This is a genomic window from Microbulbifer sp. SAOS-129_SWC (assembly GCF_039696035.1).
Taxonomy (GTDB): domain Bacteria; phylum Pseudomonadota; class Gammaproteobacteria; order Pseudomonadales; family Cellvibrionaceae; genus Microbulbifer.
In genome coordinates this window covers 1,776,332-1,793,090 of the sequence record NZ_CP155567.1, presented here as the reverse complement: position 1 = coordinate 1,793,090, position 16,759 = coordinate 1,776,332, and the positions used below count along the sequence as shown (strand labels likewise).

The window sequence follows — 16,759 nt, the reverse complement described above, 5'->3', positions numbered from 1 at the left end:
CCGCTTGAGAACGATTGCCGAACAGGCTGTTGAACAAGCGGCTACCGGCAGCGGCGCCGCCACCACAATTCATACGAAGTGAGCGAACCCGGACACAAGACGGCAGGCGCCGTTGCCGGGAGTCGCTTGAGAAACGATTGCCGAACAGGCTGTTGAACAAGCGGCTACCGGCAACGGCGCCGCCACAACAGCTGATGCGAAGACCCGAAAAATGCCGCGAGCTATTCGCCCACCGCACCCTTTTCGCCCGCCTCCTGCGGTGAGGCGTGAGCGAACTGGCGGCTGACGTCGAAGTACAGCGGGTACTCGCTACCCGACTCCGGATCGCGCACTTTCATCTTGTCATAGATGCCGGTCTGGTCGTAGACGATGGACTGGTCCAGTACCTGCAGGCCCTTGAGGCGCAGAAAACCGCGCATCTCCGAGGTACTGATGGTGCGGTAGGCACTGTTCTGGCTGCGGCCATCGCCGCTGCTCTCGATCGACGCCATCAGGCCATCGACCATATAGCGGTGGCGATCCTCGCGCTCCAGCTTGGCGCTGCGGCCACTGCACACCACACCGATCATATGCGCCTCGAGGCTCATATAGTCCTCCGCCAGCACCTGATCGACATATTTCAGGCAGCCGTCGAAATCGGCATTTTCCACCGCGGTGTAGGCCTCCGGCAGGCCCGGCAGCTTGCCACCGCCGTAGGGGTTATAGTCCGGCGACGCCACAAAGGCGCGACGCAGCTCGTTGAAGTCGAGGGTAAACGACATCTGCCGCGCTTCCGCCAACAGGCGCCGGTACTCGCTCTGCTCCGCCGGGCGCAGCTGCGGCCCCGCGGCGGCTGCACTGTCGCCTGCGGCGGCCGGATCCGCGCCCTGCTTGACTCCCGGCGCGCTACAGGCGGCGACGGCTGCGGCCAGCCCCAGCAGGACCAGGCCGCGGATAACTCTACGATTGCGAATTGCCATTGGCTGCTTCCGTTTGTTTGACTTTGATACCGAACAGGCCGCGCCGCTCGCCCCCCTCCTGCGGCACCGGATGGGGCTGCAGGAAGTCGCGCAGTTTGTTCTGTTCCCACATGGCATCCTGATAACCCAGTTCGATCAGCTCATCCAGAAATGGTTTCTCGAACAGCAGATAACTGGCAGCGGATGCCCCGCCGCCGGAGGTGGTGGCGCCGGTGGAGCGGAACAGCCAGCGCAGCGCCGGCGGCAGGTGGCGCACCTTGCGCCCGGCCAACCGGTCGAGGCTCTGCGACGGCTCGATCACTGCGGATTCCACCCCGCGCAGCGGCGACAGCTCCCCCAGTTTGTCCTCCGCCACCGAATCCAGCAGCAGGTTGACCCGGTCCAGGTGTTCCAGATCCCCCTCGAGGCTGTCGATAAAGGCCGCGTTGAATAGCTGGCCGGCAATCTGTGCCATCGATGGCGAGTGGCGCGGCGCCTTGGTGCGCTTCTTGCCCCAGTGCACCGGCGAGCGGTTGTCCGAAACTCCCACCACGAATACCCGGTTGGCGCCGAGGTGCAGCGCCGGGCTGATTGGCGCCAGCTGGCGCACCGCGCCATCGCCGTAGTAGTCGTCGCCGATTTTGACCGTGGAAAACAGGGTCGGAATCGCGGCGGAAGCCATCAGGTGATCGACGGTGATGTCGGCGCGCACACCGAATCGGCGGAAACGGCGCCACTCGCGCAGTTCATCCACGCCCTGGAAAAAGCTCACCGATTCCCCGGCGCTATAGGACATGGCGTTGACACAGACCGCCCGCAGGCGCCCTTCTTCGATATTGGTACGCACATTGTCGAAATGGACCACTTCCCCCACCAGCTTGCGCAGTGGCGCATTGTCCAGCAGCGCCAGCGGCCGGCGGCGGCCAACCCCCTGATTGAACAGCGAGCGGGTCAGGTGAAACATGTTGCCGAGCAGGCTGTGCCAGCTGCTGCGGTAGATGTCGTCGACGGTGAGCCCCATCCACAGCTCGCACAGCCGCGCCACCGCCTCCTTGAAGGTACCGGTGTGCGAGGCCAGCAACAGCGCATTGACGGCACCGGCGGAGGTGCCGCAGATGATCTGGAAGGGATTGGGGTTGCTGTCCGGCGTCAGCTCCGCCAGCGCCTTGAGTACACCGGCCTGATAGGCAGCGCGAGCGCCGCCACCGGACAACACCAGGGCGCTGGACTGGTGGGTGAGCCTGGGCAATTCTTTATTTGCGGACAATTTGTTCTACCAAAACCAGCTTTGCGAGGGGAGACGCGCCAGCTCTGGCGCGCAATGCTCCCCACTTCAGTCTAAATCGGAGCACTTAAGGATAGCAGGCCTGCCACAGCGAAAGTGACTCAAACTGCACTCCGGTCACGTAATTCCGCGGCGCCGTCTACAGCGACATGTCCACCACGTAGCGGCCGATACCATGGCCGCGGTGCAGCCGCGCGAGAAACTCGGGCGCCTGCTCCAGCGAGATGTCCTCGGCGATGCGGTCGAGCTGCGGGCCGATATACCAGTCGGTGGCCAGCTTGTCCCATACCGCGGCCTTCTTTGCCAGTGGCAATTCCACGCTGTCGACGCCCAGAAGGCTGATGCCGCGCAGGATAAACGGGAACACATTGGCCTGGAACTGGGCGCCGGACGCCATGCCACAGGCAGCCACGCCACCGCCATAAGACAGCGACTTGATCACGTTGAACAGCGTTTCGCCACCCACGGTGTCCACCGCCCAGGCCCACAGCGGTTTGACCATCGCCTTACTGGCAAACGGCGCCAGGCTCTCCCGGTCGAGCACCTTCCAGGCACCCAGCGCGGTGAGAAAGTCCGCCGACTCCAGCTTGCCGGTCACCGCCGCCACGCGGAAACCCAGGTGCGCCAGCAGTGCCACAGCGATGGAGCCGACACCGCCGGTGGCGCCGGTCACCAGTACCTCGCCGTCGCCGGGCGCCGCGCCCGCCTCCAGCAGCTTTACGACACACAGACCAGCGGTGAGACCGGCAGTTCCCAGTATCATCGCCTCGCGCGGCGTCAGCCCGGCCGGCAGCGGCAGCGCCCACTCGGCGGGAATCGCGATGCGCTCGGCGAGCCCGCCGGGGGTGTTCATGCCGAGGTCGTAACCGGTCACCAGCAGCTGGGTGCCAGGTTGAAAGGTCCCGCTGCGGTCCTCGAGAACCGTGCCCACCGCATCGATACCCGGCGTGTGCGGGTAATCGCGGGTAATGGCGCGATTGCCAAACGCGGACAGCGCGTCTTTATAGTTCAGCGACGAGTGCGACACCGCAAGCAGCAGCGGATTGTCGGGCAGATCGCCGCCTCGGCACAGTGCCAGCTGCTGGTCGTACTTGCCGGGGGCGACTTCCTCGACCCGGATTGCGCGAAAGGTTGTGTCATCCATGTTCCTGCTCCCGGATTTCCGTGCCCGAAAACGGTCCTGTGGCAATCGGCTACTGCGCCTGGTGGCGCCAGGCTTCCAGCCGCGAGAACAGACGCGCCGCGGCGGATTCGATGCCAGCCTGGGCGGCCAGGCCGAAGCGCTTGGCGATATTGGTTTTTTCCTTGTACTCCACCTGGTAGAGGTCAGCACTCTCGACACAGCCGGTGAGATACTCGTCGGAGGTCTTGATTTCATCCACCAGGCCCAGGTCCAGCGCGCGCTGGCCGAACCAGACTTCGCCGGTGGCGACCTTGGCCACGTCCAGCTGCGGCCGGTACTCGGCAACAAAATGCTGGAACAGCGCGTGTATTTCTTCCAGATCGCTCTGGAATTTTTCCTTACCCTCGGCCGTATTCTCACCGAACATGGTCACGGTGCGCTTGTAGGCACCGGCAGTGAACAGCTCAAAGTCCACGTCGTGGCGCTTCAACAGGCGGTTGAAGTTGGGCAGCTGCGCAACCACCCCGATGGAACCGAGCATGGCGAAGGGCGCGGCAAGAATACGGTCGGCCACGCAGGCCATCATGTAACCGCCGCTGGCAGCCACCTTGTCGACGGCAATAGTCAGCTGGATACCGGCACTGCGCACCCGCGCCAGCTGGCTGGCGGCGAGGCCGTAATTGGCCACCATGCCGCCGGGGCTCTCGAGGCACACAATCACTTCGTCGCCGGGCTCGGCGACCTGCAATACCGCGGTGACTTCTTCGCGCAGATGCGACAGGGCGCTGGCCTTGATGTCGCCGTCGAAGTGCATCACGAACAGGCGGCGGCGCTCGCCCGCGGGTTTCTCTTTGACCAGCGCGCGGCTGTCGCGCTCGCCGCTTTCGGCATCCGCCTCGCCCTGTTCCGGCAGCGGGGTCTCGGTCGACTCCAGCGGCTCGTGCTGCACCTTTTCCCGCGTCGACTTCTTGGCATCCGCCTTGTGTTTTTTGTGCAGCGCCTTGTCCTGCGCTTTCTTTTCCTTGGCCTGCTTTTTTTGGCGCTGGGTGAATTCGTGTTTATCCATCACCGCCTCGAGCAGAGTCTCTTTCATGTGCTCGAAACGTTCATTGAGGTTGGTGACGCTGATATGGCCGTGCGTCCGTTCCTTGTGATGCTCCCGGTTGGCGACGATGAAGCCCACCACCACCAGCAGCGCCACCACGATGGTGGCCACCTTGGCCAGGAACAGTCCATACTCGATAAGAAATTCCACTACTACTCCACTTCACTAGGGGTTGATCTGTCCACGACTGAGTGCCTGCTGCGGCTATTGCCACTCATTCAGGGCCGAGCTGGCCTGCTGGTTGAGCGGCCGCGCCAGCAGCCCACTGTGGGTGATGAGCACTTCGTAGACGGCACCATCTTCCATCGGCAGGAAAGTCGCGCTGCCGTAGACCGCGTCTACCAATGGCAGCTTGTTGTCGATATTGCGCAGCGTCTGCCATACATCCACACCGTAGTTGCTGCCGTCCAGCTGGTGCACGGTGCGCTCCTTGTTGCGCTCGTCCTGCAGGGTCAAGTAGCGGCCGCTGAGACGGTCGAGGCGGTAGGCCGGCTGAATACCCCAGCGCGCCAGCGGCCCCTTCCACTTTAACATCCGCGCATCCAGCTGCCACTGGTCGCCATGCAGTTCGAAATGCTGTGCCACGCCGTCTTCGTCGGCGAACTTGGCCTCGAAGTGCTGGTCGCCGATCTTGCTGAAAGAGACGGTACCGACACTGTGTTCCTTGGCCAGGTTGCGGTAACTGTAGACATCCGCGGCCACCAGGACAATCAGCAGCGCGCCGCCCAGCAGGGCCAGGCCGATGGCACCACGGATAAAGCCCAGGATCCAGCGGCCGTTAGTCAAAATGCGCCCGCCCCAGAACACCAGCAGCAAGGCAATCAGTGCAATCAGAAAGGTTATGGCGATATACATGGTTTGCTCGACTCCATTTGCCCGACAGTGGCCGGGTCACTGGCGATTGTTATTCTCGTCAACGAAGGTCTGGATCAGCTGGCCGGACAGCGTCTGCGGCGGCGGCAGCAGCTCCGGTAGCTGCCGCCAGTGATACCAGTCCGCCTCGGCGATCTCATCGCGGTCTGGCGCCGGCTCACCGCCGGCCCATTCGGCCAGGTATCCCAGCATCAGCTGGCCGGGGAAAGGCCACGGCTGACTGCCGATATAGCGGCAGCCACCCACAACCACACTGACCTCCTCCTGCACCTCCCGCGCCAACGCCTGTTCGGCACTCTCGCCCGGCTCGATAAAGCCGGCCAGCGCGGTATACAGGCCGTGACGGTGGTGCGCGTGGCGCGCCAGCAGGCAATGCTCACCGCGGGTGACTAACATGATGACACAGGGGGAAATGCGCGGGTATACCACCAGCTCGCACTGCGGACAGACCCGCGCGCGATCGCGCGGGTGGTCCCTGGTCGCTGCGCCGCAGCGGCCGCAGAAGCGGTGATCGCGGTCCCAGCTCGCCACCTGCATGGCGCGCCCGGCGAGGGCGAAGTGCAATTCGTCCTCGGCCCCCAGCAGGCTGCGCAGGCCGCGCCACTCACAGCCGGCCACTGCCAAGGGTTCCGCCAGCCGGTGCACCCCGCAGGGGCGCCCACCCAACTCCCCCAGATAGTGGCTGCCGGCCACCTGCGCCGCCGGCAGCGGCAATTCGCCGAGCACAAAGCGGCCGGCGCGGAACAGTATCTGCCCTTCGGCGACGATGATATGACATTGGAATGCCGGTGCCGGCCGCACACTGCCGGCGGGCACGAATTCTTGGCTCACGGCTACCTCCGGATCAGGCCACCTCGACGGGATAGCCCAGCGCGCCGAGACTCTCCACCGCCAGGTTGAGCGACTGCACGTCGGCCTGGCGGTGCAGTTTCACCTCGCCCAGATAGTACTCGAGGCTGATGATGGCATCGGCAAAGATTTCCAGCGACTGCTCGATGGCCGGCGCTGCCTCGCGCTGGTCCATGACCGCTTCGACGAAGTCGGCCAGGCGCTCTACCACGGCAGCGGCGCGGCGCAGGTTCAGTACCACCAGGCCGCCACGCACGGAATTGAGGGTGGTGGAGACATTGCGGATATGGCCGTGGTCGAACTCGGATTCGGCGTAGGAGGCCAGCGCCCGCTTGATCAGCGACAGGCCAGATTCTGCCTCCTTCAATACCGCAACCTCGGCCTCGGCCAGCTGGCTGTGCTCGAGTGCCACGTCGGCGTGGCCGAATTCGTCCACATCGATACTGGAACTCTGGCGCAGGGCGCGGATGGTGCTGTCGACCATCAGTACCTGGGCGGTGAGCGTCTGCAGTGCCGCTTCCGCGGCGGCGCCACCGGCGCCGGCACTGCTGCGATACTCGTGCACTGCACTGCGCAGGCCATCGCCCACGCGGCGGAAATTGAGCAGGCTGAGAATGCTGGCGATACGCAGCAGGGTGCCGGCCAGACCGCCCTCCTCATCGAGGCCGGTCATGCCGACGGTCTCGACATCGTCGAGCATGCGCCGCACGCCGGTGAGTTCCTCATCCAGCGCGCCGGCCACAGCGCTGATTGCGGTAGCGCCGGGCCCGCCCAGGCTCGCCCGCTCGCGTTCCAGCTCCTCCTCGCTATATCCGAGTGCGGATGCGGAGAAAGCCTCGAGCATCCGCGCCCCCAGGCCGCCGGGTGCGGACAGCGCCAGCCAGTAGAGGCACTCTTTCAGCAACACCGGCGGCGCCGGCTGATCCAGTACCGCATCACCTTGCTTCTGCAGCGTGCGCAGGCGCCGATCGAGCATACTGAAGACCATCACGCGCGAGCGGTTCAGATGCATTTCCCGCGACGCCATACCACCCAGCGCGGCACCAGCCACCGCCCACAGTCGACCGTTGGGACGCCCCGCAGAGATACTGGCGATGCGCTGCAGCGCCCGCGCCATCATCGTGTAGGCCGGCTTGCACGGCTTGCCCTGTAGCAGCGCCAGCAGCCCCACCTGGTACATGTGGCGAAAACGCCGCACAAAGTTGCCGAGATCTTCGGACATCACCGCCGAGGAAACGGCGCCGGGCACGCTCGCATCCAGGCGACAGCGGAAAAAGTGACTCTCCGGCACCGGCGGCTGCGAGCGCGCCGAGCGCAGGTTATTGATATAGGGAATCAGCAGCTCCGGGCGCGCACTGGCCCGGTTCTGGACGAAATCGAGGTAACGGGTCAGCACATAGAAGCCGGTTCCCAGTCCTTCCATGACATCGCCGGTCGCTTCCTGGCGCCCCTCCTGCAGGTCTGCCAGCGCCGCCAGCATCTCCTGCGCGATCAGTTCACCCGCGTGCAACTGTACCATCTGCAGCACACCGCTGACCTGGCGCAACGCCGCCAGGCAATGCTCCAGGGCCTGCTTGTTATTGTTATCTGCCGCAAACTGGTCCAACTGGCTCGTGGCGCTCTCCACAGAAGCCACCAGCTCGTCTTTTACCAGATTGACAGATGTCAGGTTGATTTCGCGCAATTCAGTCACCGCCTACACACCGCTATACACTTCCCACAATAGACCTGTGCGGGCCGCACAATCCTCTGTACAAAAATCGACCTCTGTGGCCGCAATCGCCCAGATCATGGGGCAATTTATACCAAACCCGCCAAGATTCCACCTTTACGCGAACAAATTCCATCGACCAATCGACAAATCCGCTCGCCGCGGCAAGCCACCGGCAAAACCACTTGAATTTTCCCGCAAACGGGGTAGCGTTCGGTACAGGTATGACAGCTTTGCATGGCGGGCGACGAGTCGCTGTGCAACCCGGACTGACGCGCGCGCGGCGTCGGCACCTGACAGCGGTACCTACTCGGCCGGCGGATGCGGGGGAGAAAGCATTCGCCGACCGGATCAACAACCAAGGAAGTAAACCAATAAATGAATACTTACAATAATACTCTGACAGCTTCCGGCAGCGGCTTCGGCCGCGCCCTCGCCGATAACTTTCTTGGCGAGGCGCCCGACTGGTACAAGCTGACGATTATCCTGTTTCTGTTCGCCAATCCACTGCTGCTGTATACCGCCGGTCCCTTCCTTACCGGCTGGGCACTGATTGCCGAGTTTATCTTCACCCTCGCCATGGCCCTCAAGTGCTACCCGCTGCAACCGGGCGGCCTGCTGGCCATCGAAGCCGTTCTGCTGGGCATGACCACACCCGAGGCGGTCTACCACGAGGTGACCGACAGCTTTGAGGTCATCCTGCTGCTGATGTTTATGGTGGCCGGCATCTACTTCATGAAGAACCTGCTGCTGTTCGTGTTCACCAAGATCCTGATCGGTGTGCGTTCCAAAACACTGCTGTCACTGCTGTTCTGCAGCGTCGCCGCAGTGCTGTCCGCTTTTCTCGACGCACTGACCGTTACTGCGGTACTGATTACCGTCGCGGTCGGCTTTTATGCGGTCTACCACCGGGTAGCGAGCAACCGCCCCCACCACCAGGACGATCACGACCACTGTGATGACAACCAGGTGGTGGAATACCACCGCGAAGACCTGGATCAGTTCCGCGCTTTCCTGCGCAGCCTGATCATGCACGGCGCCGTGGGTACTGCGATCGGCGGCGTGTGCACACTGGTGGGCGAACCCCAGAACCTGCTAATCGCGGAAAAAGCCGGCTGGCACTTTGTCGAGTTCTTCATCAATATGGCCCCGGTCACCATGCCGGCGCTGGTTGCGGGGCTGGTTACCTGCATTCTGGTAGAGAAGACCGGCCTGTGTGGCTACGGCGCCAAGCTGCCGACAGCAGTGCGCGACGTACTGCTGAACTCCGCCAAAGAGCAGGAGCAGAAACGCACTACGGCTGAGGTCACCGAACTCTGGGTGCAGGGCGTGGTTGCGATGATTCTGGTGCTGGCACTGGCCTTTCACGTAGCCGAGGTGGGGCTGATCGGCCTGCTGGTGATCGTCCTGCTGACCGCCTTCAACGGCGTGGTTCAGGAAGCGCGTATCGGCCACGCCTTTGAAGAGGCACTGCCGTTTACCGCACTACTGGTGGTGTTCTTCGCGATCGTGGCGGTGATCCACGAGCAGCACCTGTTCTCGCCGGTAACGCATTTCGTTTTGGGGCTGGAAACCGAGCACCAGCCGGGCATGCTGTTTCTGGCCAACGGCCTGTTGTCGATGATCAGCGACAACGTGTTCGTGGCCACGGTGTATATCAACGAGGTGAAGGCGGCGCTGGATGCAGGCGAGATCACTCGCCAGCACTTCGACCAGCTGGCCGTCGCGATCAATTCCGGCACCAACCTGCCCAGCGTGGCCACACCCAACGGCCAGGCGGCCTTCCTGTTCCTGCTGACTTCGGCACTGGCACCGCTGATCCGCCTGTCTTACGGCCGCATGGTACTGATGGCCCTGCCCTACACCCTGATACTGAGCCTGGTGGCTCTGGCAGCGGTGATCTACCTGCTGCCTTAAAGTCAGGCACCAACAAAAAAGCGGGCCAATTGGCCCGCTTTTTTGTTTTACCGCGCTAATGTCTTGGCGCGCTCTACCAGAAGTGTTTTCCCGCAGACTTGTGCAGAGTCGCCAGCATTTCTTCATGCGCTCCCGTCTCTTCCGCCGTTGCACCGATCACCGCCAGCGGCAGGCGGTCGGAGGACAGGCGGTAGATGGCGCCGGGCGACGTATCGCGCTGCGCGCTTTCGTCATCTCCAGACTGCTGTTCGCTCCCCTGAGCCAGCGCCAGGTCGGTCTGACCGCCGGTCATCATCAGGTAGACGTCGGCGAGAATCTCCGCATCGAGTAATGCCCCGTGCAGGTCGCGCTGGGAATTATCGACAAAATAGCGCTTGCACAGCGCGTCCAGGTTGTTTTTCTGCCCCGGGTGCTTTTCCCGCGCCATTGCCAGGGTATCCAGCACACTGCAGTGCGCGGCAACGTTCTGCCAGCGCGGGCTGCCGAGGCGCTTCAGCTCCCAGTCGATAAAGCCGACGTCGAACGGTGCGTTGTGAATCACCAGCTCGGCACCCTCGCAGAACGCCATGAAATCGTCCGCGACCTGCGCAAATACCGGCTTGTCCACCAGGAATTCATTGGTGATGCCGTGCACCTCGATGGCCCCGTCATCCACTTCCCGCTGCGGGTTGATGTACTGGTGGTAGTGGCGGCCGGTGAGCTTGCGATTGACCAGTTCCACACAGCCGATTTCGATAATCCGATGCCCGCTCTTCGGGTCCAGGCCCGTGGTTTCCGTATCCAGGACAACCTGTCGCATTGTCAGCTCCTCAAGCGTTCAGTTCGTCGATACCGCGATTGGCGAGTTGGTCGGCACGCTCGTTTCCGGGATGCCCGGCGTGGCCCTTCACCCAGTGCCAGTGCACTTCGTGATCGGCGATACCTTCTTCCAGCTCACGCCACAGATCAGCGTTTTTCACCGGCTTTTTACTCGCGGTCTTCCAGCCATTCTTCTTCCAGTTGTGAATCCAGCTGGTAATGCCTTGGCGCAGATACTGGGAATCGGTGTGCAGATCCACCCGGCAACGCTGTTTGAGCGCTGCCAGCGCGCGGATTGCGGCCAGCAATTCCATACGGTTATTGGTGGTGTGAGCCTCGCCGCCGCACAGCTCCAGCTCCTTGTCGCCAAATACCAGCAGCGCGCCCCAGCCACCGGGGCCGGGATTGCCGCGGCAGGCGCCGTCGGTATAAATAGTGATTTCTTTCAAGATGATTGCTTTTTTGTCGCGCGGGCGCCGCCCGATGGCGGCCGCAAGTGATCTATTCAGTCTTTGTGGTGACGCCGGGGTGTTGCCACCCGCGAGCTGCTCGGCACCGCGGTCAGCGCCGGCTTGCGCTCACCGCGCCAGTTGAGCTTGATGGTGCGCATACGCACCACTTCTTTGCGCGCGACTATGATGTAAAAGCCCCCCCAAGGCAAGCGCCAGCGGGCACCGAAGCGCTCCATCCAGGTGGTTTTGGCCAGCAGCTCGCGCTGCTGTAGCGGTACCCGGAAAAAACCGCGTTCGATGGTGGCCGCCTGCAGGTCGAGCAGGTGCATCCAGTCGGCCACCCGCGCCGCGCGCAGCTGGTTGCCGCGCTGGTGCGCGCCGCCGGAAAACAGCAGGCGGGAAAGCCCCAGCAGCGAGAAGGGATTAAAGCCGATCAACACCAGGTGGCCGCCGGGAATCAATACTCGCGCCGCTTCACGCAACACCTGGTGCGGCTGCGCGGAGAAGTCCAGCAGGTGGTGCAGCACCGCCACATCAATAGATTCGGACGGTAGCGGCAGCTGCTCGAACTCCACCAGCGCCGCACCGGCCTGCTGCGCGCTGGCGCTGAAGCGGAAACGGTGGTTGATACGACTGCACGCAGCGAAATCCACGGCACTGGTGACACCCGCTTGCATCAGGTGATAGCCGAACAGGCGCTCCACCAGCGGCTGAGCCAATGCCAGCTGCTGGGATAGTATCTCCTGGCCCAGATTGCTGGCGAACCAGTGGGACAGCGCCTGGCACGAATCCTCCAGCACTGGCACCTGCCCGCTCTCCCGCCTGGTTTTACTCGCCATAATTTCTCCCGCAGACCGCGAATCAACATACCTGGAGTCTACAGAAAGCCTCCCGGTTGAAACATGCGTTTTAAGCTCTGTACCATTGCCACAACAATACACTAGCGCCGTAGCGCTGTGCCTTCGGCCACCGCCACGCTCACAACCCTATGTTATGGTTACGGCAACTAGATTAACGGGCCGCGAAAATGCTCACAATCTCCCCGATACCCGCCTTCAATGACAATTATATCTGGCACCTGACCCGTAACGGGGAGCACTGGGTGGTAGATCCCGGCGACGCCGCGCCGGTGATGGCCGAACTGGGCGACACGCCCCTGAGCGGGATCCTGATCACCCACCATCATTACGATCATACCGGCGGCATCGCCGAGCTGCGATCGCGCTACCAGTGCCCGGTCATCGGCCCGGCGAGTATCGATGGGGTCACCGACCCGATCGCCGATGGCGACCAGCTGGAACTGCTCGGGATGCCAATGCAGGTACTGGCCGTGCCTGGCCATACCCTCGATCACCTGGCGCTGGTGCTGCACGAGTCCCGCGACGGACGCGACAGGCAGCACCTGTTTTGCGGCGACACCCTGTTTGCCGCCGGCTGCGGGCGCCTGTTCGAGGGCACTCCGGCGCAGATGCACGCCTCGCTGGGCAAACTGGCGGCACTGCCGCCACAGACGCTGGTGTATTGCGCCCACGAATACACGCTCGCCAACCTGCGCTTTGCCGAGGCCGCAGAGCCGGGCAACAGCGCGGTTGCCAATCGCCTGAGCGAAGTGAAAGCGCTGCGCGCCGAGCAGCGGGTCACGCTGCCGTCCAGCATCGGCGAGGAACTCGCGACGAATCCCTTCCTGCGCTGCCATGTGCCCGCGGTTGCTCACCGCGCCGCAGGGCACTGCGGCATGGAAAGTGCTGATGAGGTCGAAGTATTCGCCTGCCTGAGGCGCTGGAAGGACAGTTTTTGATCATTTTTTAACCAGAAAAGCCTGCCGCCACAGCACCCAGGGTAAATTTTTGCGTGAAAACTAACCAACTTTCATTGACCGAAACTAACCACCCTCTTTAGAATCAGACAATTACAACGAAAAGCTCAGGTGTAAGACGAATTATTCGCCGCCTGGGTCTTGACATTAAAAGAACGACTCGCGGAAACCAGCATGGTTCATAAAAAGTTTGCCGTTGCAGTACTGGCAGCGGCAGTGGGGGCCTGTGCGCAGATGCCCGACAAGAGCGCTGCGCAACAGGGACCGATAGCCCAGGCCAATCAACTTGTGGATGCCCCGGAGAAGAGCGTCAGCCCCTCTCCCGTCGTGCGGCCACAGCCGCCTGCGGACATCTGGGAGCGCCTGCGGCGCAATTTCCGCCTGGATCGCCATGTGGATCAGCCTCAGGTCAAAGACTACATTGCCTACTTTTCGCGCAATGAAGCCTATATGTCCCGGGTTACCGAGCGCTCCCGCCGCTACATCTATCACGTCGCGCAGCTGCTCGAGCAGGCCAATCTGCCGGCGGAACTGGCCCTGCTGCCGATCATCGAGAGCGCCTACGACCCGTTTGCCTACTCGCACGCGCGCGCGTCCGGTATGTGGCAGTTCATTCCTGCCACCGGTCGTCACTTCGGCTTGCACCAGAACTGGTGGTACGACGGTCGCCGCGACGTGGACGAGTCCACCCGCGCGGCAATCAAGTATTTCTCATATCTGTCACAGCGCTTCGACGGCCGCTGGGACCTCGCCCTGGCCGCCTACAACGCCGGCGAAGGCACGGTAAGCCGCGCCGTGGAGCGCAACAAACGCAAAGGCCTCGGCACCAGCTTCTGGGACCTGAAACTGCCGCGCGAGACCAAGCGCTATGTGCCCCAGTTACTGGCCCTGGCCGAGGTGGTTGCACGCCCCGACTACTACAATGTGCCGCTGTTCGATATTCCCAACAAGCCCTACTACGCCACCGTGGACGTCGGCAGCCAGATCGATCTGGCCCAGGCCGCGGACCTGGCGGGCGTGGAGATCGAAGAGCTTTACCTGCTGAACCCCGGTTTCAACCGCTGGGCCACCGATCCCAATGGCGATCACGAATTGCTGGTACCGATCGACAAGAGTGAGGCGTTTGAGGCCGCACTGGAGAAGCTGCCGAAAGACCAGCGGGTCAGCTGGCAACGCTACAAGATCCGCCGCGGCGATACCCTGTCCACCATCGCTCGTCACTACGAAACGACCGTCGCCGCCATCCGCGACAGCAACAAGCTGCGCGGCAACAGTATCCGCGCCGGGCACGAGCTATTGATTCCCAGCGCCTCGGTTCCGGCCGCCCAGTACGCCTACGCCCTGGATCAGCGCGTCAAGCGCCGCCAGTCCTCCGGCAGTGGCCGCAAGGTACGCTATACCGTGAACCCCGGCGACACGCTGTGGGATATCTCCCGCAACCTGAAAGTGAGCGTGCGCCAACTGGCCCGCTGGAACAATATGGCGCCCGGTGACACCCTGCGTCCCGGCCACAAACTGGTGGCCTACACCAGCGGCGGCGGTGACAGCCGCACCACCCGCAAGCTGTCCTACCGGGTGCGCAGCGGCGATTCGCTCTACCGCATCGCCAGGAAATTCAGCCTGGAAATCAGCGACATCCTGCGCTGGAACCGGATCAGCAAGTCCACCTACCTGCAGCCGGGCCAACAACTGACCCTGTTTGTAGACAGCGCCGCGAGCGGCTGACCAAGGCTCTCCGCAGCGGCTGGCCAGACAGGCCAACCTGCGGGAATAAAATCCAGCCCATAAAAAAAGCCCGCTTGATGCGGGCTTTTTTTATGCCGTCGACCGGGGCTTACCCCGGTCGGGGCGGGCAATTATTGCTTGCCCTTTTCCGTCATTTCAATATCCGCCTTGCCGGACAGATAGCTCTGTACCGCTGCCAGTTCGGCACGGCCGCTGGCGGAGGACAGCTGCTGCAGCAGCGCGGCGCGCTGTTCGCTGCTCTGTTGACCCAGATTACCCGGGCGTACCGCGCGCAAGCGCAATACCACCTGATCGCCGTCACCGGTGGCAAAAGTGCTTACCAGGCTACCGCGCGAACCGGGCGCCTTCATGGTGAAAGCGTGGGTGATGATCTCACCGCGCTGGCCGAAGCCGCCGCGACGGGTATTGTCGGCGGTTTCCATGGTCAGGTTCTGGGCCTTGGCCAGTTTGGCAAAGTCGCCGCCGTCTTCCAGCTGCTTGCCCAGCGCCTTGGCACTTGCCGCCAACTGCTGGCTGGCCTTGTCGCGCTTGAGGCGATCAACGATTTTGTCGCGCACTTCCTCCAGCGGATAGGTGCCGGCTTCCTTGTGCTCGGTGACCCGCAGCACGACAGCATCGTCGTTGCCGAGATTCAGCACTTCGGAGGTATTGCCGTCGAGCATGACCTCTGGAGAGAAAGCTGCGCCGATCACCTTGCTGTTGGATGCGATACCAGTGCCGCCATCGCGGCTGAACGGCGCGGTGGTTTCCAGCGGTACTCCCAGCTCCTCGGCCGGCCCCTTGAGGGTGTCAGCGTTGTAGGTCAGGTCCGCCACACGGCTCAGCGCATCGACAAATTGCTGTTCCGCCTGGGCGTTGCGCAAACGCTCTGAAATGGCTGCCTTGCGCTCTGCATAAGTCGGCACCTTGGTACCTTCTACGCCGAGCAGCTTGATAAAGTGCGTGCCCGCATCCGTCTTGACCGGCGCGGATACCTGGCCGACTTTCAGGGAGGCCAGGGCCTTTTCAAAATCTTCCGGGAAAACGTCACCAGTGGTAAAGCCGAGATCACCTCCCGCCTCACTGGAACCCAGGTCGTCGGAGTAGGTTTTTGCCAGCTTGGCGAAGTCCTCACCCGCATCCAGCTTGCTCTGCACTTCCGCGATCTTCTTCGCGTCGCTGTTTTCAATCAGGATATGCGCGGCGTGACGGCGCGGCTTGGCCTGAAAGTTCGCGGCTTCCTGCTCGTACTGAGCGCGCACGTCGGCTTCGGACACATCGACATTGGCGGCGAACAGGCTCGGTTTCAGCTCGATGTATTCAATCGCCACCTGTTCGGGGCGCTTGAATTCAGCCTGATGCGACTTGTAGTAGTCCTCGATCTCGCTGTCACTGACCTTCATATCGCCCAGCAGGCCTTTAACCGGCAGCACCGCGTAATCGAAATCCCGCTCTTCCATCGACAGGGCGACGATCTGGTTGGCGTCGGCGCGGGTAGTGAAGGCACTGTCGCTGACGCTGTCGGCGAACTGTTGCAGTATCAGGTCGCGCTCCATGGTCTTGGGGAAGGACGCCGTGTTGTAACCCAGACGACGCAGGCCATCGCGATAGCGCTGGAGATTAAACTTGCCATCTACCTGAAATGCGGGAATCTGCGTGATCTCGCGATTGACGATAGCGGAGCTCATCACCATACCGCTGTCCCGCGCCGCCTGGCGCATGACCGAACTGGTCACCAGTTGCTTGAGAACCGGGGCGCGCAGTTTCTCTTCACTGATGAGGTCCGCCGGTACCTGATCACCAAATTGACTGCGGATCATGTTCTGGCGACTCTGGATTGCCCGCTGCAAATCCATGTCGGTGATCTTTTTGCCGTTCACTTCCGCGACGGCATCGGCCGAACCGCCACTCGCGCCCCGGAAAAAATCAATTCCCCCGACGACCATAATGAAACCAAAAAAGGCAGCGACAATGATGGCGCCGATACCTTTCAGGTTGTCTCGCATGGACTGAAGCATGCTCAGCTCCGAAAAAAGTTAAATCTTGAAAAATTATTGGGTTGTACCGCTACGGTCCTCTCTATATCCAACCGCAGGTGTACGCCAGATACAAAAAAGGCGCATCCGGGTGATACGCCTCTTTGAAGCTTTGGCTGAAATACGAGGCT

General features: G+C 62.4%; 14 protein-coding genes. 3 read left to right on the top strand and 11 right to left on the bottom strand.

Translation table 11 applies throughout. The annotated features are described in order from the left end of the window. Positions 1 to 221: 221 nt before the first annotated feature. The 7 genes from ABDK11_RS07630 to ABDK11_RS07600 all read right to left on the bottom strand — a co-directional run bounded on the left by ABDK11_RS07630 (position 222) and on the right by ABDK11_RS07600 (position 7,866). A complete protein-coding gene (locus tag ABDK11_RS07630) occupies positions 222 to 959 on the bottom strand; it encodes a DUF4919 domain-containing protein (RefSeq protein WP_346839696.1) in 738 nt (245 codons plus the stop codon). Beyond that, entirely contained in the window at positions 940 to 2,205 is a 1,266-nt protein-coding gene (locus ABDK11_RS07625) for a patatin-like phospholipase family protein (RefSeq protein WP_346839695.1), read from the bottom strand. The genes ABDK11_RS07630 and ABDK11_RS07625 overlap by 20 nt, the downstream gene beginning before the upstream one ends. 157 nt (positions 2,206 to 2,362) lie before the next feature. After that, a complete protein-coding gene (locus ABDK11_RS07620) occupies positions 2,363 to 3,367 on the bottom strand; it encodes a YhdH/YhfP family quinone oxidoreductase (protein ID WP_346839694.1) in 1,005 nt (334 codons plus the stop codon). 49 nt (positions 3,368 to 3,416) lie between these two features. After that, positions 3,417 to 4,601 (bottom strand): protease SohB, encoded by a 1,185-nt coding sequence (gene sohB / locus ABDK11_RS07615; RefSeq protein ID WP_346839693.1) that lies wholly within the window; start codon positions 4,599 to 4,601, stop codon positions 3,417 to 3,419. Positions 4,602 to 4,655: 54 nt separating this feature from the next. Continuing rightward, entirely contained in the window at positions 4,656 to 5,306 is a 651-nt protein-coding gene (locus tag ABDK11_RS07610) for a cation/multidrug efflux pump (RefSeq protein WP_346839692.1), read from the bottom strand. 36 nt (positions 5,307 to 5,342) lie between these two features. Further along, entirely contained in the window at positions 5,343 to 6,155 is an 813-nt protein-coding gene (gene nudC, locus ABDK11_RS07605; protein ID WP_346839691.1) for an NAD(+) diphosphatase, read from the bottom strand. A gap of 13 nt (positions 6,156 to 6,168) precedes the next feature. After that, positions 6,169 to 7,866, bottom strand: a complete 1,698-nt coding sequence (locus tag ABDK11_RS07600) for a hypothetical protein (protein WP_346839690.1) — start codon at positions 7,864 to 7,866, stop codon at positions 6,169 to 6,171. Positions 7,867 to 8,262: 396 nt separating this feature from the next. Between ABDK11_RS07600 and nhaB the strand changes: the two genes are divergently transcribed. Continuing rightward, a complete protein-coding gene (gene nhaB, locus ABDK11_RS07595) occupies positions 8,263 to 9,801 on the top strand; it encodes a sodium/proton antiporter NhaB (protein WP_346839689.1) in 1,539 nt (512 codons plus the stop codon). 73 nt (positions 9,802 to 9,874) lie between these two features. Here nhaB and dnaQ read toward each other — a convergent pair whose 3' ends face one another. From dnaQ to ABDK11_RS07580, 3 genes are read right to left on the bottom strand one after another with little or no spacing between them, the layout of a single operon-like run. Further along, complete coding sequence (dnaQ, locus tag ABDK11_RS07590) at positions 9,875 to 10,600, bottom strand: DNA polymerase III subunit epsilon (protein WP_346839688.1); 726 nt, start codon at positions 10,598 to 10,600, stop codon at positions 9,875 to 9,877. Positions 10,601 to 10,610: 10 nt separating this feature from the next. Beyond that, positions 10,611 to 11,048, bottom strand: coding sequence for a ribonuclease HI (gene rnhA, locus ABDK11_RS07585; protein ID WP_346839687.1), 438 nt, complete (start codon positions 11,046 to 11,048; stop codon positions 10,611 to 10,613). Positions 11,049 to 11,104: 56 nt separating this feature from the next. Continuing rightward, positions 11,105 to 11,890, bottom strand: coding sequence for a class I SAM-dependent methyltransferase (locus tag ABDK11_RS07580; protein WP_346839686.1), 786 nt, complete (start codon positions 11,888 to 11,890; stop codon positions 11,105 to 11,107). A gap of 188 nt (positions 11,891 to 12,078) precedes the next feature. Between ABDK11_RS07580 and gloB the strand changes: the two genes are divergently transcribed. Together gloB and ABDK11_RS07570 are read left to right on the top strand one after the other, a co-directional pair. Further along, entirely contained in the window at positions 12,079 to 12,849 is a 771-nt protein-coding gene (gene gloB / locus ABDK11_RS07575) for a hydroxyacylglutathione hydrolase (RefSeq protein ID WP_346839685.1), read from the top strand. 192 nt (positions 12,850 to 13,041) lie between these two features. Continuing rightward, a complete protein-coding gene (locus tag ABDK11_RS07570; RefSeq protein ID WP_346839684.1) occupies positions 13,042 to 14,592 on the top strand; it encodes a LysM peptidoglycan-binding domain-containing protein in 1,551 nt (516 codons plus the stop codon). A gap of 131 nt (positions 14,593 to 14,723) precedes the next feature. Here the strand turns inward: ABDK11_RS07570 and ABDK11_RS07565 are convergent, their stop codons facing one another. Then, positions 14,724 to 16,610, bottom strand: coding sequence for a SurA N-terminal domain-containing protein (locus tag ABDK11_RS07565; RefSeq protein ID WP_346839683.1), 1,887 nt, complete (start codon positions 16,608 to 16,610; stop codon positions 14,724 to 14,726). Between the last annotated feature and the right edge of the window lie 149 nt (positions 16,611 to 16,759).